At 71.4% G+C, this 23,262-nt stretch carries 22 protein-coding genes and 1 pseudogene; 16 read left to right on the top strand and 7 right to left on the bottom strand.

Features of this window, described 5'->3' with window-relative positions; all coding sequences use genetic code 11:
• Positions 1 to 75: 75 nt before the first annotated feature.
• From ald to ABT288_RS22875, 8 genes are all read left to right on the top strand, one after another.
• The gene (ald, locus tag ABT288_RS22910) at positions 76 to 1,191 is read left to right on the top strand and encodes an alanine dehydrogenase (protein ID WP_351610755.1); all 1,116 of its coding nucleotides are present in this window, start codon (positions 76 to 78) and stop codon (positions 1,189 to 1,191) included.
• A gap of 379 nt (positions 1,192 to 1,570) precedes the next feature.
• Entirely contained in the window at positions 1,571 to 2,704 is a 1,134-nt protein-coding gene (locus ABT288_RS22905; protein WP_351610737.1) for a ParA family protein, read from the top strand.
• Positions 2,689 to 3,246, top strand: coding sequence for a hypothetical protein (locus tag ABT288_RS22900; RefSeq protein ID WP_351610734.1), 558 nt, complete (start codon positions 2,689 to 2,691; stop codon positions 3,244 to 3,246). The genes ABT288_RS22905 and ABT288_RS22900 overlap by 16 nt, the downstream gene beginning before the upstream one ends.
• A gap of 915 nt (positions 3,247 to 4,161) precedes the next feature.
• A complete protein-coding gene (locus ABT288_RS22895; RefSeq protein WP_502972796.1) occupies positions 4,162 to 5,160 on the top strand; it encodes a segregation and condensation protein A in 999 nt (332 codons plus the stop codon).
• Positions 5,157 to 5,804: an SMC-Scp complex subunit ScpB gene (gene scpB, locus ABT288_RS22890; protein ID WP_351610729.1), complete on the top strand. Its 648-nt coding sequence runs from the start codon at positions 5,157 to 5,159 to the stop codon at positions 5,802 to 5,804. Before ABT288_RS22895 ends, scpB begins: the two co-directional genes overlap by 4 nt.
• A 13-nt stretch (positions 5,805 to 5,817) precedes the next feature.
• The gene (locus ABT288_RS22885; protein WP_351610726.1) at positions 5,818 to 6,891 is read left to right on the top strand and encodes a pseudouridine synthase; all 1,074 of its coding nucleotides are present in this window, start codon (positions 5,818 to 5,820) and stop codon (positions 6,889 to 6,891) included.
• Positions 6,892 to 6,992: 101 nt separating this feature from the next.
• On the top strand, positions 6,993 to 8,000 hold the full coding sequence (locus ABT288_RS22880) for an ADP-ribosylglycohydrolase family protein (protein ID WP_351610724.1): 1,008 nt from the start codon (positions 6,993 to 6,995) through the stop codon (positions 7,998 to 8,000).
• A gap of 4 nt (positions 8,001 to 8,004) precedes the next feature.
• Entirely contained in the window at positions 8,005 to 8,754 is a 750-nt protein-coding gene (locus ABT288_RS22875; RefSeq protein WP_351610721.1) for a nucleotidyltransferase domain-containing protein, read from the top strand.
• Positions 8,755 to 8,838: 84 nt separating this feature from the next.
• On the opposite strand, the gene ABT288_RS22870 is transcribed toward ABT288_RS22875, so the two are convergent.
• Complete coding sequence (locus ABT288_RS22870) at positions 8,839 to 9,552, bottom strand: nucleotidyltransferase domain-containing protein (protein WP_351610719.1); 714 nt, start codon at positions 9,550 to 9,552, stop codon at positions 8,839 to 8,841.
• A gap of 22 nt (positions 9,553 to 9,574) precedes the next feature.
• Positions 9,575 to 9,961, bottom strand: coding sequence for a Rieske (2Fe-2S) protein (locus ABT288_RS22865; protein WP_351610716.1), 387 nt, complete (start codon positions 9,959 to 9,961; stop codon positions 9,575 to 9,577).
• A gap of 147 nt (positions 9,962 to 10,108) precedes the next feature.
• On the opposite strand from ABT288_RS22865, the gene aroH reads away from it, so the two are divergent.
• The 5 genes from aroH (at position 10,109) to der (ending at position 14,594) form a co-directional block, all read left to right on the top strand.
• On the top strand, positions 10,109 to 10,471 hold the full coding sequence (gene aroH, locus ABT288_RS22860) for a chorismate mutase (protein ID WP_351610752.1): 363 nt from the start codon (positions 10,109 to 10,111) through the stop codon (positions 10,469 to 10,471).
• Positions 10,468 to 11,553, top strand: a complete 1,086-nt coding sequence (locus tag ABT288_RS22855) for a prephenate dehydrogenase (protein ID WP_351610714.1) — start codon at positions 10,468 to 10,470, stop codon at positions 11,551 to 11,553. The genes aroH and ABT288_RS22855 overlap by 4 nt, the downstream gene beginning before the upstream one ends.
• 103 nt (positions 11,554 to 11,656) lie before the next feature.
• The gene (gene cmk, locus ABT288_RS22850; RefSeq protein ID WP_351610711.1) at positions 11,657 to 12,352 is read left to right on the top strand and encodes a (d)CMP kinase; all 696 of its coding nucleotides are present in this window, start codon (positions 11,657 to 11,659) and stop codon (positions 12,350 to 12,352) included.
• Complete coding sequence (locus tag ABT288_RS22845; protein WP_351610708.1) at positions 12,310 to 13,032, top strand: lysophospholipid acyltransferase family protein; 723 nt, start codon at positions 12,310 to 12,312, stop codon at positions 13,030 to 13,032. Before cmk ends, ABT288_RS22845 begins: the two co-directional genes overlap by 43 nt.
• Positions 13,033 to 13,109: 77 nt before the next feature.
• Positions 13,110 to 14,594 carry a ribosome biogenesis GTPase Der gene (gene der / locus ABT288_RS22840; protein WP_351610705.1) on the top strand — a complete coding sequence of 495 codons (1,485 nt, stop codon included), beginning with the start codon at positions 13,110 to 13,112 and terminating at the stop codon, positions 14,592 to 14,594.
• A 62-nt stretch (positions 14,595 to 14,656) separates the two neighbouring features.
• Here the strand turns inward: der and ABT288_RS22835 are convergent, their stop codons facing one another.
• Positions 14,657 to 15,073 (bottom strand): hypothetical protein, encoded by a 417-nt coding sequence (locus ABT288_RS22835; RefSeq protein WP_351610702.1) that lies wholly within the window; start codon positions 15,071 to 15,073, stop codon positions 14,657 to 14,659.
• A 103-nt stretch (positions 15,074 to 15,176) separates the two neighbouring features.
• Positions 15,177 to 15,962 (bottom strand): DUF8842 C-terminal domain-containing protein, encoded by a 786-nt coding sequence (locus ABT288_RS22830; protein ID WP_351610699.1) that lies wholly within the window; start codon positions 15,960 to 15,962, stop codon positions 15,177 to 15,179.
• A 539-nt stretch (positions 15,963 to 16,501) separates the two neighbouring features.
• Here ABT288_RS22830 and ABT288_RS22825 point away from each other — a divergent pair.
• Together ABT288_RS22825 and ABT288_RS22820 are read left to right on the top strand one after the other, a co-directional pair.
• A complete protein-coding gene (locus ABT288_RS22825) occupies positions 16,502 to 17,164 on the top strand; it encodes a LysM peptidoglycan-binding domain-containing protein (RefSeq protein WP_351610696.1) in 663 nt (220 codons plus the stop codon).
• A 77-nt stretch (positions 17,165 to 17,241) separates the two neighbouring features.
• A complete protein-coding gene (locus ABT288_RS22820; protein ID WP_351610693.1) occupies positions 17,242 to 18,291 on the top strand; it encodes a helix-turn-helix transcriptional regulator in 1,050 nt (349 codons plus the stop codon).
• Here the strand turns inward: ABT288_RS22820 and ctaD are convergent.
• Positions 18,179 to 19,864: pseudogene (ctaD, locus tag ABT288_RS22815) on the bottom strand (aa3-type cytochrome oxidase subunit I); the annotation flags it as partial. The gene ABT288_RS22820 and the pseudogene ctaD sit on opposite strands and share 113 nt — an antisense overlap.
• 412 nt (positions 19,865 to 20,276) lie before the next feature.
• Between ctaD and ABT288_RS22810 the strand changes: the two are divergent.
• A complete protein-coding gene (locus ABT288_RS22810) occupies positions 20,277 to 20,492 on the top strand; it encodes an I78 family peptidase inhibitor (RefSeq protein WP_351610691.1) in 216 nt (71 codons plus the stop codon).
• Positions 20,493 to 20,609: 117 nt separating this feature from the next.
• On the opposite strand, the gene ABT288_RS22805 is transcribed toward ABT288_RS22810, so the two are convergent.
• The gene (locus tag ABT288_RS22805) at positions 20,610 to 21,623 is read right to left on the bottom strand and encodes a phosphatase PAP2 family protein (RefSeq protein ID WP_351610688.1); all 1,014 of its coding nucleotides are present in this window, start codon (positions 21,621 to 21,623) and stop codon (positions 20,610 to 20,612) included.
• 237 nt (positions 21,624 to 21,860) lie between these two features.
• On the bottom strand, positions 21,861 to 23,177 hold the full coding sequence (locus tag ABT288_RS22800) for a mannosyltransferase family protein (protein ID WP_351610686.1): 1,317 nt from the start codon (positions 23,175 to 23,177) through the stop codon (positions 21,861 to 21,863).
• Between the last annotated feature and the right edge of the window lie 85 nt (positions 23,178 to 23,262).

Raw genomic sequence — 23,262 nt, 5'->3', positions numbered from 1 at the left:
CCGGTGTGCCCCGCATGCCTGGGTATGTCATGTAACGCACCCCCCATACCCTCTGAGCCAAGGACCGTGATCGACGTGAAGGTCGGCATCCCCCGCGAGGTCAAGAACAACGAGTTCCGGGTGGCCATCACCCCCGCCGGTGTGCACGAGCTGGTGCGCAACGGGCACCAGGTCGTCATCGAGCGGGGCGCCGGCCTCGGCTCCTCCATCACGGACGAGGAGTACGTCTCCGCCGGTGCCGCGATCCTCGACACCGCCGACGAGGTGTGGGCCACCGCCGACCTGCTGCTGAAGGTCAAGGAGCCCATCGCGGAGGAGTACCACCGTCTCCGCAAGGACCAGATCCTCTTCACCTACCTGCACCTGGCCGCCTCCAAGGAGTGCACGGACGCGCTCATCGAGTCCGGCACCACGGCCATCGCCTACGAGACCGTCGAGCTGCCGAACCGCGCGCTGCCGCTGCTCGCCCCGATGTCCGAGGTCGCGGGCCGCCTGGCCCCGCAGGTCGGCGCCTACCACCTGATGCGCGCGGCCGGCGGCCGTGGCGTGCTGCCGGGCGGCGTCCCGGGCGTGACCCCGGCCAAGTGCGTCGTCATCGGCGGCGGCGTCTCCGGCTGGAACGCCACCCAGGTCGCCGTCGGCATGGGCTTCGACGTGACCCTGCTCGACCGCGACATCAACAAGCTGCGCGAGGCCGACAAGATCTTCGGTACGAAGGTCAAGGCGATCATGTCCAACTCCTTCGAGCTGGAGAAGGCCGTCCTCGACGCCGACCTCGTCATCGGCGCGGTCCTCATCCCGGGCGCCAAGGCCCCGAAGCTGGTCACCAACGAGCTGGTGGCCCGCATGAAGCCCGGAAGTGTCCTTGTCGACATCGCGATCGACCAGGGCGGCTGCTTCGAGGACTCCCACCCCACCACGCACGCCGAGCCGACCTTCCAGGTGCACAACTCGGTCTTCTACTGCGTCGCCAACATGCCCGGCGCGGTGCCCAACACCTCCACCAACGCCCTCACCAACGCGACGCTGCCCTACATCGTCTCCCTCGCCAACAACGGCTGGGTCGAGGCGCTGCGCCGCGACGCCGCGCTCGCCAAGGGTCTCAACACCCATGAGGGCAAGGTCGTTTACAAGGAGGTCGCCGAGGCCCACGGCCTGGAGCACGTGGAGCTGGAGACCCTGCTCGGCTGATGTAAAAGGCGATTCGTCAACACGACTCGTCAACGGTGCGCACCCGGCCGGACCTTGCCCGACAAGGTCCGGCCGGATGTGTGTATGGTCACTTGGCGACTCTTGGTCAACTCGCCTCGAACGCAACCCTTCGACCGATTCGTACACCGGTGAAACCTGCTGTGCGACGGCCGTACGCCCTTGACAGCGAGATGTTTCATTGCCGACACATCCTGCCGGGTCCGGCGGATTGTGTTGCTGCGGACCGCCGACACGCCATAGAGTCGCCAACCGTCGGCATGGTGCCACGCTGACCTTGTCTAGAAGTTTCCTGGTCACCAAGGAGGTAAGACGACTTGTGAATGAGTCGACATTTTCTCCCGGGGGTGGTCAACCAGGAATGCCGGTCCGGGGCCAGGGCCCCGCGGGATTCGAGGCTGTCGGCTCCGTAGCTGTGCGCACCTTCGCAGCCCACCAGAGTTCCGGTCCGCAGGTGACCGGGACAGCACACCAGAGCATGGATGGCCATCACGTGAACGCCATGGCCGGCGACGGAAGTGGCGCGCCCCACAACCACTTCGCCGACTACGACGAACTGCCCGAGGGGCACTTCTACGACCCCGACGCCGAATACGAGCCGGACCCGGAGTACGCGGCCACGCTCGCGCCCGACGCTGCCCGTCAGCGCCGTGAGCGCGTCGGTCCGACCGGACGCCCGCTGCCGTACTTCCCGATCCCGGGCCCGCTGACCGACCACGGCCCCGCGAAGATCATCGCGATGTGCAACCAGAAGGGCGGCGTCGGCAAGACGACGTCGACCATCAACCTGGGTGCCGCGCTCGCGGAGTACGGCCGACGCGTGCTGCTCGTGGACTTCGACCCGCAGGGCGCGCTGTCGGTGGGACTCGGTGTCAACCCGATGGAACTCGACCTGACGGTCTACAACCTGCTCATGGAGCGGGGCATGTCCGCGGACGAGGTCCTGCTGAAGACGGCGGTCCCCAACATGGACCTGCTGCCCTCCAACATCGACCTGTCGGCCGCCGAGGTCCAGCTGGTCTCCGAGGTCGCCCGCGAGTCGACGCTGCAGCGCGCCCTGAAGCCGCTGATGCCCGACTACGACTACATCGTGATCGACTGCCAGCCCTCGCTCGGCCTGCTCACCGTCAACGCCCTGACGGCCGCTCACAAGGTGATCGTGCCGCTGGAGTGCGAGTTCTTCGCCCTGCGCGGTGTGGCCCTGCTGACCGAGACCATCGAGAAGGTCCAGGAACGGCTCAACCCCGAGCTCGAACTGGACGGCATCCTCGCGACGATGTACGACTCGCGCACGGTCCACAGCCGTGAGGTCCTGGCCCGTGTGGTCGAGGCGTTCGACGACCACGTCTACCACACGGTCATCGGCCGCACGGTCCGCTTCCCGGAGACCACGGTCGCCGGTGAGCCGATCACCACCTACGCCTCCAACTCCGTCGGTGCGGCCGCCTATCGCCAGCTCGCCAGGGAGGTGCTCGCCCGGTGTCACGCCGAGTGAGTCTGCCCGGGGCCGACGAACTCTTCCGTACGACAGGGGGGATGGCGCTTCAGCCGTCGACTCCTCGGCGTGCGGCGGGTGGTGAGGCCCGGGTGCCGGCTCCCGCGGGGGAGAGCGACGACGTGGCCGCCGCCGAGGACGCACCGCAGTCGGTGCCGGTCCAGGGCGGTGACGGCGAGGGCGCGGAGCATGTCGCGGCGGAGGCCGAGCAGGACGGGGCCGGCGAGTCCCGCACCCGCCCGGCGCGCCGGCAGGCGGCGCAGGAAGGTTCTGGCGCATCCTCCGGCGCGGCGCCGCGGAAGCGGGGGCGGGCGGCGTCGCGGCGGCCCAGCGGCCGCGAGCGGCACGACGAGAAGATCACGGTGTATGTGTCGGCCGAGGAGCTGATGGACCTCGAGCACGCCCGTCTGGTGCTCCGCGGCGAGCACGGACTGGCGGTCGACCGCGGGCGCATCGTCCGCGAGGCGGTGGCCGTGGTCCTGGCCGACCTGGAGTCCCGCGGGGACGCGAGCATCCTCGTACGCCGTCTGCGGGGGCGGTAGGGGTAGCCTGCGGGGGCTATGACCTCGAACGACGTTCCCCTCCCCGGCACCGGCGCCGGCCGCCGGCGTGCGCTGGGGCGGGGTCCGGGGGTCCCGCCGGTGGCTGCGCCGGTTGAGTCGCAGAGCGAGCCGGTGCCTGAGACCGGGGTTCCGGCGCAGACCGACGGGCACGACGACCTGCGGGCAGAGACACCCGTGGCCACCCCACCCGAGGAACCGGCGCCCGCGCCGTCCGAAGAACCGACAGCCGCCGAGCCGGAAGCGCCCGCAGCTGCCGACTTCGAAGGGTCCGCGCCCGCCGGGCCGGAAGCGCCGGCGGGCCCCGAGCCGGAGGCATGGGCGGTCGTCGAGCCCGAAGCTCCCGCAGCAGGCGAGCCGGAAGGGCCCGTGGCTGCCGACACCGAAGGATCCGCGCCCGCCGAGCCCAAAGCTCCCGCAGTCGGCGAACCGCAAGCGCCCGCAGCTGTCGACTCGGAAGGGCCCGCGCCCGCCGGATTGGAAGCGCCGGCGGGCCCCGAGCCGGAAGCTTTCGCGGTCGCCGAGCCCGTAGCTCCCGCAATCGGCAAGCCGGTAACGCCCGCGGCTGCCGACTTCGAAGGGTCCGCGCCCGCCGGGCCAGACGTGCTGGCGGCCCCCGTGCCGGAGGCATTCGCGGTCGTCGAGCCCGAGGCTCCCGCAGCAGGCGAGCCGGAAGGGCCCGTGGCTGCCGACACCGAAGGGTCCGCGCCCGCCGGGCCCAAAGCTCCCGCAGCCGGCGAACCGCAAGCGCCCGCAGCTGTCGACTCGGAAGGGCCCGCGCCCGCCGGGCCGGAAGCGCCGGCGGGCCCCGAGCCGGAAGCTTTCGCGGTCGCCGAGCCCGTAGCTCCCGCAATCGGCAAGCCGGTAACGCCCGTGGCTGCCGACTTCGAAGGGTCCGTGCCCGCCGGGCCAGACGCGCTGGCGGCCCCCGAGCCGGAGGCATTCGCGGTCGCCGAGCCGGAAGCTCCCGCAGTCGCCGAGGCCGAAGCTCCCGTAGTCGACGAGCCGGTAGCGCCCGTGGCCGTCGGCTCCGCAGCGCCCGCGGCCGTTGGACCCGGAGGGAGCGGGGAGTCCCAAGGCTCCGCCGACGGGGTCTTCAAGGTGCGGCTCGCCAACTTCGAGGGGCCCTTCGATCTGCTCCTCCAGCTGATCTCCAAGCACAAGCTGGACGTCACGGAGGTCGCCCTCTCCAAGGTCACCGACGAGTTCATGGCGCACATCCGGGCCATGGGGCCCGACTGGGACCTGGATCAGACCACGGAGTTCCTTGTCGTCGCGGCCACGCTGCTCGACCTGAAGGCGGCCCGGCTGCTGCCCACCGCCGAGGTCGAGGACGAGGCCGACCTGGCGCTGCTGGAGGCGCGCGACCTGCTGTTCGCCCGGCTGCTGCAGTACCGCGCGTACAAGCAGATCGCGGACATCTTCAACCGGCGGCTCGACGAGGAAGCCCGGCGTTGGCCCCGTACCGTCGGCCTGGAACCGCACCACGCCGAGCTGCTGCCCGAGGTCGTCATCAGCATCGGACCCGAGGGGTTCGCCAGGCTCGCGGTCAAGGCGATGCAGCCCAGGCCCAAGCCGCAGGTCTACGTCGACCACATCCACGCCCCGCTGGTCAGCGTGCAGGAACAGGCCGGAATCGTGGTCGCGCGGCTGAAGGAGCTGGGCGAGGCCAGCTTCCGGGCGCTGGTGGAGGACACCGACGACACCCTCACCGTCGTGGCCCGGTTCCTCGCCCTGCTGGAGCTGTACCGCGAGAAGGCCGTCGCCCTGGAGCAGGAAACCGCGCTCGGGGAGCTGCTCGTGCGCTGGACCGGCGGGGACACCGACACCGCACCGATGGTCACCGACGAGTTCGACCGGCCGCCCGAGCAGCCCAAGGAGGAGAAGAAGGCATGAGCGAGACCACAGAGCTCCCCCCGGGGCTGCGCGGCGCCGCCGACCTCGACCTCAAGCCCGCCCTGGAGGCGATGCTCATGGTCGTGGACGAGCCCGCGACCGAGGAGCACCTGGCCAAGCTGCTGGAGCGGCCGAAACGGCAGGTCGCGGACGCACTGCGGGAGCTGGCCGACGAGTACACCGTGCAGCGCCGCGGCTTCGAGCTGCGGTTCGTCGCGGGCGGCTGGCGCTTCTACACCCGGGCCGAGTACGCGCCCGCCGTCGAGCGGCTGGTCCTGGACGGCCAGACCGCCCGGCTCACCCAGGCCGCGCTGGAGACCCTCGCGGTCGTCGCCTACCGCCAGCCGGTCAGCCGCAGCCGCGTCTCCGCCGTACGCGGGGTCAACTGCGACGGTGTGATGCGCACCCTGCTGCAACGGGGTCTGGTCGAGGAGGCGGGCACGGAACCCGAAACAGGTGCGATCCTGTACAGGACGACGAACTACTTCCTGGAGCGGATGGGCCTGCGTGGCCTGGACGAGCTTCCGGAGCTCGCGCCCTTCCTCCCGGAGGCGGAGGCGATCGAGGCCGAGACCCAGGAGGGAGTCCCGTCGTTCGACCCGGACGCGCCCGACGCGCCCGGTGCTCAGGACGCAGACGACTAAGACGGAAACCTTGATGCGAAGCAGCGGCAGCGGCAGGAACAGCGGCGGGCGCGGTAACCACCGCGGCGCCGGCAACAACCGGGACGAGCGGCAGGGGCAGGGCCGTCCCCGCAAGCCCCGCCCCGAGGAGCGCCGCTACGACGTGGGCCCGGCCGCCTCGAAGGAGGGCCCCAAGTCCGGGCGCGGCGGCGCGGCCCGCGGTGGCGCCAAGGGCGGCCCCAAGCAGCCCCAGCAGGGCGGCGGGCGCGGCCGTACGGCCCCCGCGCGCTCGCGTGAGTACGAGGCGCGCGCCGAGGAGCGCAACCGGGAGCGCTACGCGGGCAAGCAGGACATCAAGCTGCCCAAGACCTTCCCTGGCGCCGAGCAGGAGGGCGAGCGGCTGCAGAAGGTCCTCGCGCGCGCCGGCTACGGCTCGCGGCGGGCCTGCGAGGAGCTGATCGAGCAGGCGCGCGTGGAGGTCAACGGCGAGATCGTCCTGGAGCAGGGCCGCCGGGTCGACCCGGAGAAGGACGAGGTCAAGGTCGACGGCCTGACGGTCGCGACGCAGTCGTACCAGTTCTTCTCGCTGAACAAGCCCGCGGGCGTGGTGTCCACCATGGAGGACCCCGAGGGGCGGCAGTGCCTCGGGGACTACGTCACCAACCGCGAGACGCGGCTGTTCCACGTGGGCCGGCTGGACACCGAGACCGAGGGCGTCATCCTCCTCACCAACCACGGTGAGCTGGCGCACCGCCTGACCCACCCCAAGTACGGCGTGAAGAAGACCTACCTCGCGGCGATCGTCGGCCCGATCCCGCGCGACCTGGGCAAGCGCCTGAAGGACGGCATCCAGCTGGAGGACGGTTACGCGCGCGCGGACCACTTCCGGGTCGTGGAGCAGACCGGCAAGAACTACCTGGTCGAGGTGACCCTGCACGAGGGTCGCAAGCACATCGTGCGGCGCATGCTCGCGGAGGCCGGTTTCCCGGTCGAGAAGCTGGTTCGCACCGCCTTCGGTCCGATCACCCTCGGCGACCAGAAGTCGGGCTGGCTGCGGCGCCTGTCCAACACCGAGGTCGGGATGCTGATGAAGGAAGTCGACCTCTAGCCGACGTACAAGTCGACCTCTTAGCCGACGTACAAAACGCCTTGCCGCGATCACCATCCCCCTTTATTGTCATGGTGACGATAAAGGGGAATGGTGATCCTATGTCCAAGCGCGCCGCCACCGGGGCACTCCTGGGCCTCGCCCTCGGGGACGCCCTCGGCTTCCCGACCGAGTTCAACGACGTACCGTCGATCCTCGCCAAGTGCGGGCCCTGGCGGGAGATGGAGCTGCCGCGGCGCGCCTTCGTCTCCGACGACACCCAGATGACCCTCGCCGTCGGGCGCGCGCTCGGGACGGCCATGGGGCGCGGGTATCTCGCGCCCAAGCGGCTGGAGCGGCCGCTGCGCGAGGAGTTCGTGGACTGGTACGACTCGCCGGAGAACAACCGCGCCCCGGGCCGCACCTGCCTGACCGCGTGCGCCCTGCTGAAGGAGGAGGGCCGCGCCTGGCAGGACGCCAGTCAGGTCGGCTCCAAGGGCTGCGGGGCCAACATGCGGGTCGCCCCCGTCGGGCTCGCCCCCGGCCTGAGCGACGAACAGCGCGCCGGCGCCGCCCAGTTGCAGTCCGCGCTCACCCACGGCCACCCCACCGCGCTCGCCGCCTCGGACCTCACCGCCCGGGCGGTTCACCTGCTCGCCCAGGGCGCCGACCCGACGGGACTGGTCGGCCGACTGCGCTCGTACGCCCTCGACCACCGCACCCACTACGACCACACCTGGCTCGGCGACCTGTGGACCCGCGCCCAGGACCCCACCCCCGAGCACTTCATCGCGCGCGGCTGGGACGAGTGCCTGGCGGTCCTCGACCGGCTCCAGGAGGCCGTGCGGACCGTCTCCCCGGAGAGCGACCCGTGCCTGGCCACCGGCGCGGGCTGGATCGCCGAGGAGGCCCTCGCCACCGGGCTGCTGTGCTTCCTGCTCTTCCCCGACGAGCCCGTCACCGCCCTGCGCCGGGCCGCCTGCTCCTCCGGTGACTCCGACTCCATCGCCTCCCTCACCGGCGCCTTCGCGGGCGCGTGGCTGGGCGAGGGGGCCTGGCCGGCCGAGTGGACCGAGCGGATCGAGTACCGGGGTGATCTGTCGGCGCTGGGTACGCTCTGGGACGCTTAGCCCCATGATCGACGACCTCGACATCGACCTGAAGCCCGTGGTCGCGGAGCAGCCCGACCCCCTGCTGTTCGCGACCGTCTCCGGAGCCCATCTGTACGGCTTCCCCTCGCAGGACTCGGACGTGGACCTGCGGGGCGTCCATCTGCTCCCGGCGGCCGACCTCGTCGGACTGCGCGAGCCGGAGGAGACCCGCTCCCGGGCCTGGGTGCGCTACGGCGTCGAGCTGGACCTCGTCACCCACGATCTGCGCAAGTTCGTACGGCTGATGCTGCGCCGCAACGGCTATGTGCTGGAGCAGCTGCTCTCGCCGCTGGTCGTGCACACCGGGGACGCGCACCGGGAGCTGGCCGCGCTCGCCCCCGGCGTCCTCACCAGCCACCACGCCCACCACTACCGGGGGTTCGCGGTGACCCAGTGGCGGCTGTTCGAGAAGACCGGCGAACTCAAGCCGCTGCTCTACACGTTCCGGGTACTGCTCACCGGCGTCCACCTCATGCGCAGCGGCGAGGTCCAGGCCCACCTGCCCACGCTCCTGGAGCAGCTCGACGCCCCCGGCTATCTGCCCGAGCTGATGGCCGCCAAGGCGGAGCGGGAGCACGGCAGCGCCACCGTCCCGCACGCGCGCGTGGAGGCCGACGTGGAGCGGCTGCACGCCGAACTCGACGAGGCCCAGTCCACCTCGTCCCTGCCCGACGCGCCCACCGCGTACGACGCCCTGCACGACTTCGTGGTCCGGGCCCGCCTGGCGGGCTGAGCGAGCGGCAGCGGCCAGGAGACGTCACCCACCGGAACGGGACGGCGGCGCCGCACCTCGCACGCCCGGGCGCGGAAGCCGGGGTCATCGCAGGTCCGGTGCCGCGGCGGCGGGTGCGCCGTACGCCGAGGCCCGGCGGGTTCGGTGGAGGAAGTCGGCCACCCGTGCCTCGTCCGGGCCGGGCGGGAGCGGGGTGTGGTGCAGGGCCTGTTCCGTCTCCGTGCCCAGCCGGGACATCCACCTCTCGACCTCGGCCCAGGGGACCTCGCCCCGCTTCACCGCGAGCAGCGGCTCCCGCTGGTCGCCGACGTCGATCCGCAGCTCGCCGGTGCGCAGCAGGTCACGGGCGCTCGTCAGCAGGCGCAGCAGGTGCATGGCGTGCTTCCAGCGCGGGGCGCCGTGCGTGCGGACGTCGGCATCCAGCTTCCTGCGCTGGCCGAGGGCGTAGCGGGTGAAGGTGTCGTGGGCCCGGCGGGACAGGAAGGCCCGGCGCAGGGACAGCAGCTCCCGGCCGGTGTCGTCGACCCGCTCCACCAGCGGCGAGTGCAGGCACTCCAGGATGTTCGGGTTGCCGCGCAGCGCCAGCTCGCAGAACCGCTCCAGCTCCCAGGAGAACTGCTCCTCGCCCGGCCCCTCCACATGCGTCGGCGGCTTCTCGAACCGCCAGAACAGGGGGGTGGGGGCGAGGAACACACCCCGCCGGTCGGTGTCGCTCGTGTCCGTCGCCAGACCGAAGGCCCGGGAACCCATGACGCAGGCGTAAATGGTGTGCTCGCGCACCAGGGTCTCGGGCTCCATGCCGGGAGCGTACGCCGCCCCCTCACGTCAGTTTGATCGAATTTCCCTGCACCTTGATCGACTTCGGGGGCAGCGGCCTCTTCGCCGGGCCGTGGGCCACCGAGCCGTCGGCGATGTGGAACTTGCTGCCGTGACACGGGCAGTCGATCGTGCCGTTCGCGACCCTGCTCACCGTGCAGCCCAGGTGCGTGCAGATCGCCGAGAAGGCCTTGAAGTCGCCCTTCTTCGGCTGGGTGACGACCACCTTCTGGTCCTTGAAGATCTTGCCGCCGCCCTCCGGGATGTCACTGGTCCTGCCCAGATCCCCGCCACTGCTTCCGTCGGCGTTGCCGCCGCATGCCGCGACGGGTGCGACGACCGCCGCCGCGCCCGTCGCCAGAACCGTGCGCCGCGTCGCGCCCTCAGCCATGCCGTTCCTCCGTACAACACGTCGAAATCGGTGAATACCGGATGCATCGCATCGTCTCAGCGATCGGGCGCCGTGCGCCGCCTCCGCGCGTCCTGACTACGCTGGACGGACCAAGAAGAGATCCGCATGTCAGCAGGGAGCAGCGCCGTGGCGGTACGAGCGGTCCGGGGGGCCGTCCAACTGGAGCGGGACGAGGCCGGGCACATGGACGAGCAGGTCGGAGCCCTGCTCACCGCGGTCCTCGAGCGGAACGGACTGACCGCCGACGACCTGATCAGCATCTGGTTCACGGCCACCCCCGACCTGCACAGCGACTTCCCGGCGGCCGCCGCCCGCAAGCTCGGCATCGTCGACGTACCCCTGATCTGCGCCCAGGAACTGGACATCGAGGGCGCCATGCCCCGGGTCGTACGGCTGCTCGCGCACATCGAGTCGGACAAGCCCCGCGCCGACGTCAACCACGTCTACCTCGGCGCCGCGGCCGCTCTGCGCAAGGACATCGCCCAGTGAGAACCGCACTCGTCATCGGCACCGGCCTCATCGGCACCTCCGCCGCCCTGGCCCTGGTCCAGCGCGGCGTCACGGTCCACCTCGCCGACCACGACCCCGAGCAGGCCCGTACGGCCGCCGCGCTGGGAGCCGGCACCGACGAGGCCCCCGAGGGCCCGGTCGACCTGGCGATCGTGGCGGCCCCGCCCGCCCACGTGGCCGGCGTCCTCGCCGATGCCATGCGCCGGGGCGTGGCCCGCGGCTATGTCGACGTGGCCAGCGTCAAGGGCGGCCCGCGCCGCGAGCTCCAGGCGCTCGGCCCGGACCTGTCGGCGTACATCGGCACCCACCCCATGTCCGGCCGGGAGAAGTCCGGCCCGCTCGCCGCGACCGCCGACCTCTTCGAGGGCCGCCCCTGGGTGCTCACCCCCACCCGGGACACCGACACCGAGGTGCTGAACCTCGCCCTGGAGCTGGTCTCGCACTGCCGGGCCGTACCGGTCGTCATGGACGCCGACGCCCACGACCGCGCCGTCGCCCTCGTCTCCCACATGCCCCACCTGGTGTCCAGCATGGTCGCCGCGCGCCTGGAGCACGCCGAGGAGGCCGCCGTACGGCTGTGCGGGCAGGGCATCCGGGACGTGACCCGGATCGCCGCCTCCGACCCCCGGATGTGGATCGACATCCTCTCCGCGAACCCGGGACCGGTCGCCGACCTGCTCTCCGACGTCGCCGCCGACCTGGGCGAGACCGTCGAGGCGCTGCGCGCCCTGCAGTCCTCCGACGAGGCCAAGCGGCGCGAGGGCACCGCCGGCATCGAGGACGTGCTGCGCCGCGGGAACGCCGGCCAGGTGCGGGTGCCCGGCAAGCACGGGTCCGCCCCGCGGGTCTACGAGACCGTCGCCGTCCTCATCGACGACCAGCCCGGCCAGCTCGCCCGGATCTTCGCCGATGCGGGCCGGGCGGGGGTCAACATCGAGGACGTCCGTATCGAGCACGCGACGGGGCAGCAGGCCGGTCTGGTCCAGCTGAGCGTGGAACCCAAGACGGCGCCGGTGCTGAAGGAGGCGCTGCGGGAGCGGGGCTGGGCGCTGCGGCAGTAGGGGCGACCGCACGCGTCCGGACGAGTGACCCGCACCCAGTAACCTTGTGCAGGGCACTCTTGCCCCCGCACCCGCCCACACCGAACCAGGAAGGTGTCCCTCCGTGGAAAACGGCGCCGCCCCGACCGCCAAGCCCGTGATCGTCGCGATCGACGGCCCCTCCGGCACGGGCAAGTCGAGCACGTCGAAGGCCGTCGCCGCGCAGCTCGGCCTGAGCTACCTGGACACCGGCGCCCAGTACCGGGCGATCACCTGGTGGATGGTCAACAGCGGCATCGACCTGGAGGACCCGACCGCCATCGCCGCCGTCGCGGGCAAGCCGGAGATCGTCTCCGGCACCGACCCGGACAAGCCGACCATCACGGTCGACGGCGTCGACGTGTCCGGCCCGATCCGCACCCAGGAGGTCACCTCCAAGGTCAGCGCGGTCAGCGCGGTGCCCGAGGTGCGCTCCCGGATCACCGAGCTGCAGCGCTCGATCGCCGCCGGCGCCGAGAACGGCATCGTGGTGGAGGGCCGTGACATCGGTACGACCGTCCTGCCGGACGCCGACCTGAAGATCTTCCTCACCGCCTCCCCGGAGGCCCGCGCGGCCCGCCGCAGCGGCGAGCTGAAGGGCGCCGACATCCACGCCACCCGCGAGGCCCTGATCAAGCGGGACGCGGCCGACTCCTCCCGCAAGACCTCGCCCCTCGCCAAGGCCGGCGACGCGGTCGAGGTGGACACCACCGAGCTCACCCTCGCCCAGGTCATCGAGTGCGTCGTCACCCTGGTCGAGGAGAAGCGGGCCGGGAAGTGAGCCTCCCCGCGGCCCCTTCGGAGAAGCTGCCCTCGCGGCGGGGCGCCGAGGTGGGGCGGCGCATCGGCGTGGGCCTGATGCACGGGCTGTTCAGGCCGCGCGTGCTCGGCGCCTGGAAGGTGCCCACGAGTGGCCCGGTGATCTTCGCCGTGAACCACTCCCACAACGTCGACGGCCCGATGGTGATGGGCGTGGCACCCCGCCCGACGCACTTCCTGATCAAGAAGGAGGCGTTCGTCGGCCCGCTGGACCCCTTCCTGACCGGCATCGGCCAGGTGAAGGTGGACCGCGCCACCGCCGACCGCACCGCGATCACCCGTGCCCTGGGCGTGCTGGAGGCCGGGGGAGTGCTGGGCATCTTCCCGGAGGGCACCCGGGGCGAGGGCGACTTCGCCTCGCTGCGCGCCGGGCTCGCCTACTTCGCCGTACGCAGCGGGGCGCCGATCGTGCCCGTCGCCGTACTGGGAAGCTCCGAGAAGCGGGGACGGCTGATAAAGGGGCTGCCCCCGCTGCGTTCCCGCATCGACGTCGTCTTCGGCGAGCCCTTCGACGCGGGCGACGGCAGCGGCCGGCGTACGCGCACGGCGCTGGACGAGGCGACCGAGCGCATCCAGAAGCAGCTCACCAGCCACCTGGAAAACGCCAGGCGCCTGACCGGGCGCCAGGCGACACTTGAGTAGTGGATCGGCCCACCGGGGTTCATCCCGTCAGGGCCTGTTCCACCGATCACCACAATGAACGACGAGGTACGGACTACATGAACGACGACATCCAGCCCGGCGACTCGGCTGAGCACGAGTACGACCACGGGGCTCTCGGCGACGCCGAGTACGCGGAGTTCATGGAGCTCGCCGCGGAAGAGGGCTTCGACATCCAGGACGTCGAGGGCGCCATCGAGGCGGCGGGCCACGGCCCGCTGCCCGTGCTCGCCGTCGTCGGCCGGCCCAATGTCGGCAAGTCGACCCTGGTGAACCGGATCATCGGCCGCCGTGAGGCGGTCGTCGAGGACAAGCCGGGCGTCACCCGCGACCGCGTCACCTACGAGGCCGAATGGGCCGGCCGCCGCTTCAAGGTCGTCGACACCGGCGGCTGGGAGCAGGACGTCCTCGGCATCGACGCCTCCGTGGCCGCCCAGGCCGAGTACGCGATCGAGGCGGCCGACGCGGTCGTCTTCGTCGTGGACGCCAAGGTCGGCGCGACCGACACCGACGAGGCGGTGGTACGGCTGCTGCGCAAGGCCGGCAAGCCGGTCGTGCTGTGCGCCAACAAGGTCGACGGCCCGAGCGGCGAGGCCGACGCGGCCTACCTGTGGAGCCTCGGCCTCGGCGAGCCGCACCCCGTCTCGGCGCTGCACGGCCGCGGCACCGGCGACATGCTGGACGCCGTGCTCGAGGTGCTGCCGGACGCGCCGCGCGAGACCTTCGGCGGGGGCGGCATCGGCGGCCCGCGCCGGATCGCCCTGATCGGCCGCCCGAACGTCGGCAAGTCCTCCCTGCTGAACAAGGTGGCGGGCGAGGAGCGCGTCGTCGTCAACGAGCTGGCGGGCACCACCCGCGACCCGGTCGACGAGCTGATCGAACTGGGCGGCGTGACCTGGAAGTTCGTCGACACGGCGGGCATCCGCAAGCGGGTCCACCTCCAGCAGGGCGCCGACTACTACGCCTCCCTGCGCACGGCGGCGGCCGTGGAGAAGGCGGAGGTCGCCGTCATCCTGATCGACGCCTCCGAGAACATCTCCGTACAGGACCAGCGGATCGTCACCATGGCCGTCGAGGCGGGCCGCGCGATCGTCGTCGCCTACAACAAGTGGGACACCCTCGACGAGGAGCGCCGCTACTACCTGGAGCGGGAGATCGAGACCGAGCTGGGCCAGGTCGCCTGGGCCCCGCGCGTGAACGTCTCGGCGCGCACCGGCCGCCACATGGAGAAGCTGGTCCCGGCCATCGAGACCGCGCTGGCCGGCTGGGAGACCCGGGTCCCCACCGGACGCCTGAACGCCTTCCTCGGCGAGCTGGTCTCCGCCCACCCGCACCCCATCCGGGGCGGCAAGCAGCCGCGCATCCTGTTCGGCACCCAGGCCGGCACCAAGCCCCCGCGCTTCGTCCTCTTCGCCTCCGGCTTCATCGAGGCGGGCTACCGGCGTTTCATCGAGCGCCGCCTGCGCGAGGAGTTCGGCTTCGAGGGCACCCCGATCCACATCTCCGTGCGGGTGCGCGAGAAGCGCGGCGCGAAGAAGAAGTAACGGCGGTACGACGTCAAGGGCGGCTCCTGGAGATCCAGGTGCCGCCCTTCACCGTGCGGGGGTCACACGCCCCGGCGCGGCCCCGGAGGCAGCGCCGCCGGAACATGCTGCATCCCGGTGTCCGGCTGCTGCCGCCCGAGCCCGCCGACCCGCTGCCATTGCGACTGCTGCCGCGCGCTGTAGGCCCCGGCGCTGTAGGCGCTGTACGAGCTGCTGAACGACCCCGGCCGGTGACCGCCGTAGGGGCCGGTGGCGTAGGTGCCCGTACGGTCCTGCAGGAGACCGAAGGGACTGAACCTCAGCCCCTCCTCCCCGCTGCGGTCACCGGGCAACGTGCGGAAGGTCTTGACCCACTCCGCGTAGAGCATGTCGTAGATCGGCGTCGCCGAGGCGCCCCCGACCCCGTCCTGCGTCGTCCGAGTGGACGGAACGGAGCCGAAGACGGACCGGCGTGGGGGAGGAATGTCGTATGCGTGCACGTGTGTCCAAACGACCGGGGCGTCAAAGAGATGCGGTTGTGCAACCCCCTGGGGGGTGCGGGGCGCCGGGCGGCGCGCAACCCTGGTCCCTCGGGCGGGGGAATCAGGTCCCCGCGAGCGGCAGCGCCGCCGCGACCAACTTCCCGCTCGCCGCGGCCCTGTCGAGAGACTCCCGCAGCAGATCCTCCCGCGGCTGCCGCCCGATCGACCCCACCGGCGCCGCGAACAGCAGAACCTGCTGGTGCTTGTTCGCGGCGGCCCGCCAGCTGTCGGTGACCTGCAGCGGCTGATGCGCCTGCCACCACGCGACCGGCTGCCCGCCGTGCGCCGAGGGCTGCAGCACCGCGTGCAGCTGGCCCACGGCGAGCAGCACCGACCAGCCGTGCAGCACCGGCGGCACGGACGCCAGCTCGGTCAGCGGCATGAACCCCTGTTCGATGAGGAGCGGGAGGAAGTCGTCGCCGGCCCCGGTGGAGCCGGGGCGCACGATCGGGGAGGTCGGCTCGACCACGAGCGCGGGGTGGAGTTCGCCCTCGATCAGGACGAGTCCGCTGGTCACGCCGAGCACGGCCTGCTCGGGCGCGGCCCGGTGCGGCTCGCCCGCGGCGGCACCGACGCCGCCGATGGACCGGACGGCGCCCTGCAGCTGCTCCTCGGTGACCTGGACGACCTGCGAGGGCAGGCAGCTGGCGTGGGCGAAGGCGAGGACGGCGGTCTCGTCGCCGACGAACAGAACGGTGCTGGTGCGCTCCTGCTCGGAGTCGCCCGGGGTGCGGCAGGACGTGCAGTCGTAACTGCCCGGGGCGTTCTCTCCGGCGAGCAGCCGGTCGGCTTCTTCGTCGCCGATCTCGGCGCGTACGGCGTCACTGACGTCGAGCATGCGCGGCACGGTGGCTCCCTCGGGATGCGTGCTGGGGTCGGCCGGGTGGCTCCCGGCCGCTGAGTTCCGGGGTTCCGGGCTCATGAAGAAGACAACGGACGTCCTGTGGTGGGAGTCACGCCCCGGGTGCGACCGGTTCGAACCAACCAGCGCATACGGTCACCGCCGGTCCGGAATGTGCTACTCACGGTCAACTCGTCGTCTCGTCAAGGAACTTGGAGCGGTGAAGTGAGTCACAGATCGCGCCGGTCGATGGTCGACAAATCAGGAAATCAGCGGATGTAGTGGGTGGCCGAAAATCGCCGATACCCTCGGTAACAGGCAACTGGCCTGGAATGACAGGGAGTTGGTTGATTCAGACCGCTCGTCCTCCCTACATTCCTCCGCCGTGTGCAACGAGCACCGCTCGGGTACGTCCGACACCCGGCACCGGCACAGCACCACCGCCGGCACCGGGCACGCGGACGGGGCGGGCACGAGCAACCGCGGTCCTGCGCGGCGAGGCGTGCTCCGCCCGGGGGAACCCGGGTTCGTGGAGAGGGAATTACATGTCCGAGTGTGCCGATACCACCCGCAACACCGCTCGTCCCGAGGGCGCCCGCAAGGGCCGTACGACGGCCGCGCTGGCCGGAGCCGCGCTGCTGGCCCCGCTGGGGCTGCTGGCAGCCACCGGCAACGCCGCCGCGGCGGACAACGGGGTGTGGGACCGCATCGCCCAGTGCGAGAGCGGCGGCAACTGGCACATCAACACCGGCAACGGCTACTACGGCGGGCTCCAGTTCTCCGCCGGCACCTGGCGCGCGTACGGCGGCACCGCCTACGCCCCGACGGCCGACCAGGCCTCCAGGGAAGCCCAGATCGCCGTCGCCGGCAAGGTCCAGCAGGCTCAGGGCTGGGGCGCCTGGCCGGTCTGCTCGGCCCGCGCCGGAGCCTACGGCGCGGCCCCGGCGGCCGCGACCACCGGGACCGGCGCCGACAAGGGCAGCGTGACGGCGAAGTCCGCCCCGGCGAAGTCGCCGGAACGCCCGGCGGAACACACCAACCGCAGCGAGTCCCGCGGCACGGGTGACTACACCGTCCGCGAGGGCGACACCCTGAGCGCCATCGCCGAGCGGCACGGCACCACCTGGCAGCGGATCTACGCCGCCAACAAGAAGGTCGTCGGCGACGACCCGAACCTGATCGTGCCCGGCCAGCGCCTCGCGCTCTGAACACCGAGCAGCCGCGCAGAACAGCCGCTGTCCGTCGAGGACAGCGGCTGTCCGCGTTCCCTGACAGACTCGGCCCCATGTTGGAGACCTCGGCACGTCTGCTGCGGCTGCTCTCGCTGCTCCAGGCCCACCGCGAGTGGTCCGGCGCCGAACTCGCCGACCGGCTGGGCGTCACGACGCGCACGGTCCGCCGCGACGTGGACCGGCTGCGCGAGCTCGGCTACCCGGTCAACGCCAGCCCCGGCACCGGCGGCGGCTACCAGCTGGGCGCGGGCGCCGCACTCCCGCCGCTGCTGCTGGACGACGACGAGGCCGTGGCCGTGGCCGTCGGCCTGCGCACCGCCGCCGGACAGGGCATCGAGGGCATCGGCGAGACCTCCGTACGCGCCCTCGCCAAGCTCGAACAGGTGCTGCCGGGACGGCTGCGCCGCCGGGTGAGCGCCCTGAACGCCTTCACCGTGCCGATGCTGCGCGGCGGCCCGCCGGCCGCGGACGTCGACCCGGCGGTGCTCACCGAACTCGCCCACCTGTGCCGGGACGCCGAGCGGCTGCGCTTCGCGTACCGCACGCACGACGGCGCGGACAGCCGCCGTACCGTCGAGCCGCACCGGCTGGTGTGCACCGAGCGGCGCTGGTACCTGGTCGCCTGGGACGTCGACCGGGCGGACTGGCGCACCTTCCGCGTCGACCGCATCACCCCCGCACCACCGCACGGGCCCCGCTTCACCCCGCGCGAGCCGCCCGCCGAGGACCTGGCCGCCTACGTCTCGAACGGCGTCTCCACGCGCGCGTACGCCACGCACTCCGCCGTCCGGCTGCTGGTGCCGCTCGACGAGGCCGCCGAGCGGATCTCGCCGTCGGCCGGGACACTGGAGGCCGACGGGGAGGACGCGTGCGTCCTGCGCAGCGGAGCGCCGAACCTGGAGGTGATGGTCATTCACCTCATGATGACCGGCTTCCCGTTCGAGGTGATCGAGCCCGCCGGGCTGACCGAGGAGATCAGGAGGATCCGGGACCGGCTCGACGCGGCGCTGGCGCGGACGGCGGCGCCTGCTCCCGCGCCGCGTACTCCGGGTGATGCAGCTCGAACGCCGGGGACTCCGAGCGGATCCGGGGCAGCGCGTTGAAGTTGTGCCGGGGCGGCGGGCAGGAGGTCGCCCACTCCAGGGAGCGGCCGTAGCCCCAGGGGTCGTCGGTCTCGACCTTCTCGCCGTACCGGGCGGTCTTCCAGACGTTGTAGAGGAACGGCAGCGTCGACAGGCCCAGCAGGAACGCGCCGATGGACGAGACGGTGTTGAGCGCGGTGAAGCCGTCGGCCGCCAGATAGTCGGCGTACCGGCGCGGCATGCCCTCGGCGCCCAGCCAGTGCTGCACCAGGAACGTGGTGTGGAAGCCGGTGAACAAGGTCCAGAACTGGATCTTCCCGAGCCGCTCGTCCAGCATCTTCCCGGTGAACTTCGGCCACCAGAAGTAGAAGCCGCCGAAGACCGCGAAGACGACCGTGCCGAACACGACGTAGTGGAAGTGCGCCACGACGAAGTACGAGTCCGTGACGTGGAAGTCCAGCGGCGGGGACGCCAGGATCACCCCGGTCAGGCCACCGAAAAGGAACGTCACCAGGAAGCCCGTCGCCCACAGCATGGGCGTCTCGAAGGACAGCGAGCCGCCCAGCATCGTGCCGGTCCAGTTGAAGAACTTCACGCCCGTCGGCACCGCGATCAGGAACGACATGAAGGAGAAGAACGGCAGCAACACCGCACCCGTGGCGAACATGTGGTGCGCCCACACCACGACGGACAGCCCGGTGATCGCCATCGTCGCGGCGACCAGCGTCAGAAAGCCGAAGATCGGCTTGCGGCTGAACACCGGGATGATCTCCGTGATGATCCCGAAGAACGGCAGCGCGATGATGTACACCTCGGGATGCCCGAAGAACCAGAACAGGTGCTGCCACAGCAGCGCCCCGCCGTTCGCCGCCTCGAACACCTGCGAGCCGAACCGCCGGTCCGCCTCCAGCACCAGCAGCGCCGCCGCCAGCACCGGGAACGCCAGCAGGATCAGGATCGACGTGAACAGCGTGTTCCAGGTGAAGATCGGCATCCGGAACATCGTCATGCCCGGCGCGCGCATCCCGACGATCGTGGTGATGAAGTTGACCGCCCCGAGGATCGTCCCGAAGCCGGACAGCGCCAGCCCCATGATCCACAGGTCGGGGCCGACGCCCGGGGAGTGCAGGGAGTCGTTGAGCGGCGCGTAGGCGAACCAGCCGAACGCGGCCGGCCCGTCCGGGGTGAGCAGCGAGCCCAGCACGATCAGCCCGCCGAAGGCGAACAGCCAGTACGACAGCATGTTCAGCCGGGGGAACGCCACGTCCGGGGCACCGATCTGCAACGGCATCAGCTCGTTGGCGAAGCCCGCGAAGCTCGGGGTCGCGAACAGCAGCAGCATGATCGTGCCGTGCAGCGTGAACAGCTGGTTGTACTCCTCGTTGCTCATGATCTGCAGTCCCGGGCGGGCCAGTTCGGCACGCATCAGCAGTGCCATGACCCCGCCGGCCAGGAAGAAGCCGAACGCCGTGATCAGGTACAGATGCCCGATCTTCTTGTGGTCGGTGGTGGTGAGCCAGTCGACCACCACCCGGCCGGCCCGGCCCCTGCCGCGCACCGGCCCCGCCGTCGCCCCTGTGGTCTGCGTCCCCATCGTCTTGCCCCGCCCCTTCGCATCGTCGCGCCCGGGCCCGCCGCGGCACGCCTACCCGCGGACCGGCGCCATGATGCTCGGGGTCCCCCCGCTCCGACAGGGGACGTACGGCGTTGATGTGCTGAATCCGTGAAAATTCCTATGCGGCGTCAGATGCCCTGGCATCGCTGCCGGATTGCGCGGGTAATCACGCCCCTGGACCCGTCCGGATCCCGGCGGTGGAACTTTCCGCCGGGGTAATTCGACGGACTGCTCAGGGGCTCGCCAATTCTGTTCGATTATCCCGGTGGCTCTTGCGGAAACGCCCGTACGTGTGACTCAGTTCGAAGGAAACGCGGCGGTACGGCTGTGACAGAAGTGTGACGATAGCCGGATACGACTCTTACCTTGCCCCGCGCGGTAGCGTGGCGGCATGGCACCGATTCCCACTCCGCCAGCGGAGCCCCAGGACAGTCCCGAAGGGTACGTCGGCCTCGATGCCGCGAACGCCGAGGCGCTCGCCCAGCAGCGCGGGTGGTCGACGGTACGGTCGCTGCCGCCGGGCGCGATCATCACGATGGAGTACCGGGCCGGCCGGCTGAACTTCGAGGTGCGGGACGGCGTGGTGGCCCGTGCCTGGAAAGGCTGAGGGCCGCGCCTTTGGACACATGCAGGACGAAGGCCCCGTTTCCCTCCGTCGGGAAGCGGGGCCTTCGTCGTGTCCGCGGGGCGGCTGTGCGTACCGGGCCCGGGGGTCAGCCGCGCGTCAAGGCCGGGCCGGCTGGGTCGTGCCGCGCGGGAGGCGGTCGGCGTGCGGCGGGCGGCGGCTGCCCGCCGGGGTGACCGGAGTGCGTTCCGAACGGGTCGTGTGCGGTCCCGGGGCCAGATGCGCCGGTCCTCTGGAGGCACGGGTCGAGGCGACCGGCTCGCGCGCCGGGGCCGGCTGCTCGGCCGGTGCGCCGAGCGGCCTGAGCACCACCGGTGTGACCGGCACGGCCGGTTCGGGCAGGGGCCTGCCGCGGCGGGCGCGCCAGCGGTCGCGCAGATCGAACAGCGCGGTCTCGGCCTTGGCGATCAGCGGCTCGAACCACGGCAGGGCGAGCATGATCAGCAGGCCCGCGGCCCAGCCCAGCAGCACGTCGCTCAGCCAGTGCGTACCGAGGTAGACGGTGGTGAGGCCGACGCCCAGCGACGTGATCGCGGACAGCGCCGACAGCCAGCGGCGCGCTCTCGGGGTGGAGGCCAGATAGGCCAGGATGCCCCAGGTCACCACCGCGTTGGCGGTGTGGCCGCTGGGGAATATATCGCCGCCCAGGCCCATCTCGTTCGAGCCGATCACGGTCGCGTAGTGCGGACCGAGGCGCCCCATGCCGAGCTTGGCGGCGCCGACCGTGATGTTCAGCAGCAGCAACGAGGTGGCCAGGGTGAGCAGCGGGCGCAGGGTGTGCTGCCGCCAGGAGCGCCAGCCGAGCCAGGCCGCGACCATCACCGCGGTGGGGCCGCGCTGGCCGAGCACCACGTAGTAGTCGAGGAAGGCGTGGATCTGCGGCCACTGCTGGTACGGCCGGAAGAACATGACCTGCCAGTCGAGCCGGACCAGCCAGGACGTGATGACCACGGCCCACACGATCGCCAGGTAGAAAGCCAGGGTCGCGGTGAACAGAACGACCCGGTGCCGGCTCATCCTTGGCACATCGATGTGGGCCGGTCGTTCCGGCTCACGGTCGAGTCTGGCGAACACCCGGTCCAGACGCCGGGTGAGGTTTCGTTCGGTACGCACCCAATCGACGTTACAGCGGGTGAGCTGTGGTCCCGGTCGAAACAGCGGGTTTGTGATGACGATGTGATGTGGGAAACCTCTCAAGCGCGGTCCGAATTCCAGGCATTCCGCAATCCTGTGAGGCCGTTCTCTTCAATTCCTTTGATCATGCCGGGCGTTGTTTATATGGCGCTTATGAATACGTTAACCCGGTCCTGGCGCGGAATTTTCCGGCGTGTCATCGGCCGACGAAGTCGATCATGGAGGACCGGAGCCGTTCAGCCAGAACGCCCCATAGGCCGACGTGGCGACCGCCAACCCCGCCGTGACCAGCACGGATCGGGATGTGCGCAGCCGGGCGAGGGCGCAGGCGAGCGGCAGCAGCAGGGGGAAGGCGGGCATCAGCAGTCGCGGCTTGGAGCCGAAGTAGCTCGACGCGCACAGGGCGAGGGCGAGGACGACCCCCGTGTACACCAGCAGTGCGACCGGCTGACGCCTTCGGATGCCGGTCGCGTACAGCCACAGCAGCAGGGCCACCCCGATGATCAGGCCGACGCCGGCGAACGCGGACGGAAATGACGTGAACTTGTCGGCCACGAAGCGGGCGAACGCAAAGCCGCCGTCGAACCCGTTGCGCCATCCGGCCTGGATGTCCAGGTACCCGAGCACCCCCTTTCCGGTGCGCCGCCCGACCCAGAGCACGTAACCGGCGGCGCCGAGCGGAGCGATCGCCATGCCGAGCGCTCGGCGCCATGCGGGGGCGCGTGGGGCGCTGGGGGCCTGTGCGTCTGCCGGTGCTTCAGGGATCTGTGGGTTGTGGGAAGTGGCGTGTGCGCCGGGTGCGCGAGCGGGGGCTTGCATGCCGTCGGTCGCGCCCGGCGTGGGCGCCGGGGCGCGTCCGCCGTTGTCCGCGCCGGGCATGTGCATCGCGCTCCGGTCCCGCACGAACGAGAGCACGCCCGCCACCCACACCGCCGCGACCACCGCCGCCCCCACCGGCCGGGTCAGCCCCGCCAGCGCCGCCAGCGTGCCCGCGGTGATCCACCGGCCGATCAGCAGCGCGTACAGCGACCAGGCCGCCAGCGCCGTGAACAGCGACTCGCTGTACGCCATCGACTGCACGATCCCGACCGGCAGCACCGCCCACAGCAGCACCGCGCAGACCCCGGCCCGGGGGCCGTACACCCGGTCGGCGACGGCGAAGATCCCGCAGGCCGCGGCGAGCGAGGCGAGCAGGCCGACGGCGAAACCGGCGTCCGCGTACGACAGCGGTGTGACCGCGTGCAGCAACCGCTCCAGCCACGGCAGCAGCGGAAAGAACGCCAGATTGGAGTGCACGTCGCCGTTCGGCAGCCGCACCTCGTAGCCGTACCCCAGCTCGGCCACTCGCGTGTACCAGAGGGAGTCCCAGCGTGCGGTCAGCAGGGTGTACGCGCTCTTGCCGCGCGCGGCGCTCCACAGCGCGAGCACGACCAGCCCCAGGGCGCGCACCGCGGCATAGCCCAGGAGGGCCGGCAGCGCCCGGCGCAGGAGCGGGGCGTGGGACGGGGCCACGCGCGTGTCACGATCGGTCACGGAGCCGATTATCGACGGGCGGCGGAACCGGACCGGCCCCCGGGGCGTGGTCAAGAGGGCACGACGTGGCGTACGCCACACGGGT

Source organism: Streptomyces sp. NPDC001093, from assembly GCF_040298985.1.
Taxonomy (GTDB): Bacteria; Actinomycetota; Actinomycetes; order Streptomycetales; family Streptomycetaceae; genus Streptomyces.
Note: the sequence above shows the minus strand (reverse complement) of the source record. Positions and strands in the feature narration are given on the sequence as shown.

Excerpts from the sequence above, each read along its gene's own strand:
- ABT288_RS22905 (WP_351610737.1), top strand. The coding sequence starts at position 1,571 with ATGCCGGTCCGGGGCCAGGGCCCCGCGGGATTCGAGGCTGTCGGCTCC.
- scpB (WP_351610729.1), top strand. The coding sequence starts at position 5,157 with ATGAGCGAGACCACAGAGCTCCCCCCGGGGCTGCGCGGCGCCGCCGAC.
- ABT288_RS22885 (WP_351610726.1), top strand. The coding sequence starts at position 5,818 with ATGCGAAGCAGCGGCAGCGGCAGGAACAGCGGCGGGCGCGGTAACCAC.
- ABT288_RS22880 (WP_351610724.1), top strand. The coding sequence starts at position 6,993 with ATGTCCAAGCGCGCCGCCACCGGGGCACTCCTGGGCCTCGCCCTCGGG.
- ABT288_RS22875 (WP_351610721.1), top strand. The coding sequence starts at position 8,005 with ATGATCGACGACCTCGACATCGACCTGAAGCCCGTGGTCGCGGAGCAG.
- ABT288_RS22870 (WP_351610719.1), bottom strand. The coding sequence starts at position 9,552 with ATGGAGCCCGAGACCCTGGTGCGCGAGCACACCATTTACGCCTGCGTC.
- ABT288_RS22865 (WP_351610716.1), bottom strand. The coding sequence starts at position 9,961 with ATGGCTGAGGGCGCGACGCGGCGCACGGTTCTGGCGACGGGCGCGGCG.
- der (WP_351610705.1), top strand. The coding sequence starts at position 13,110 with ATGAACGACGACATCCAGCCCGGCGACTCGGCTGAGCACGAGTACGAC.
- ABT288_RS22825 (WP_351610696.1), top strand. The coding sequence starts at position 16,502 with ATGTCCGAGTGTGCCGATACCACCCGCAACACCGCTCGTCCCGAGGGC.
- ABT288_RS22820 (WP_351610693.1), top strand. The coding sequence starts at position 17,242 with ATGTTGGAGACCTCGGCACGTCTGCTGCGGCTGCTCTCGCTGCTCCAG.
- ABT288_RS22810 (WP_351610691.1), top strand. The coding sequence starts at position 20,277 with ATGGCACCGATTCCCACTCCGCCAGCGGAGCCCCAGGACAGTCCCGAA.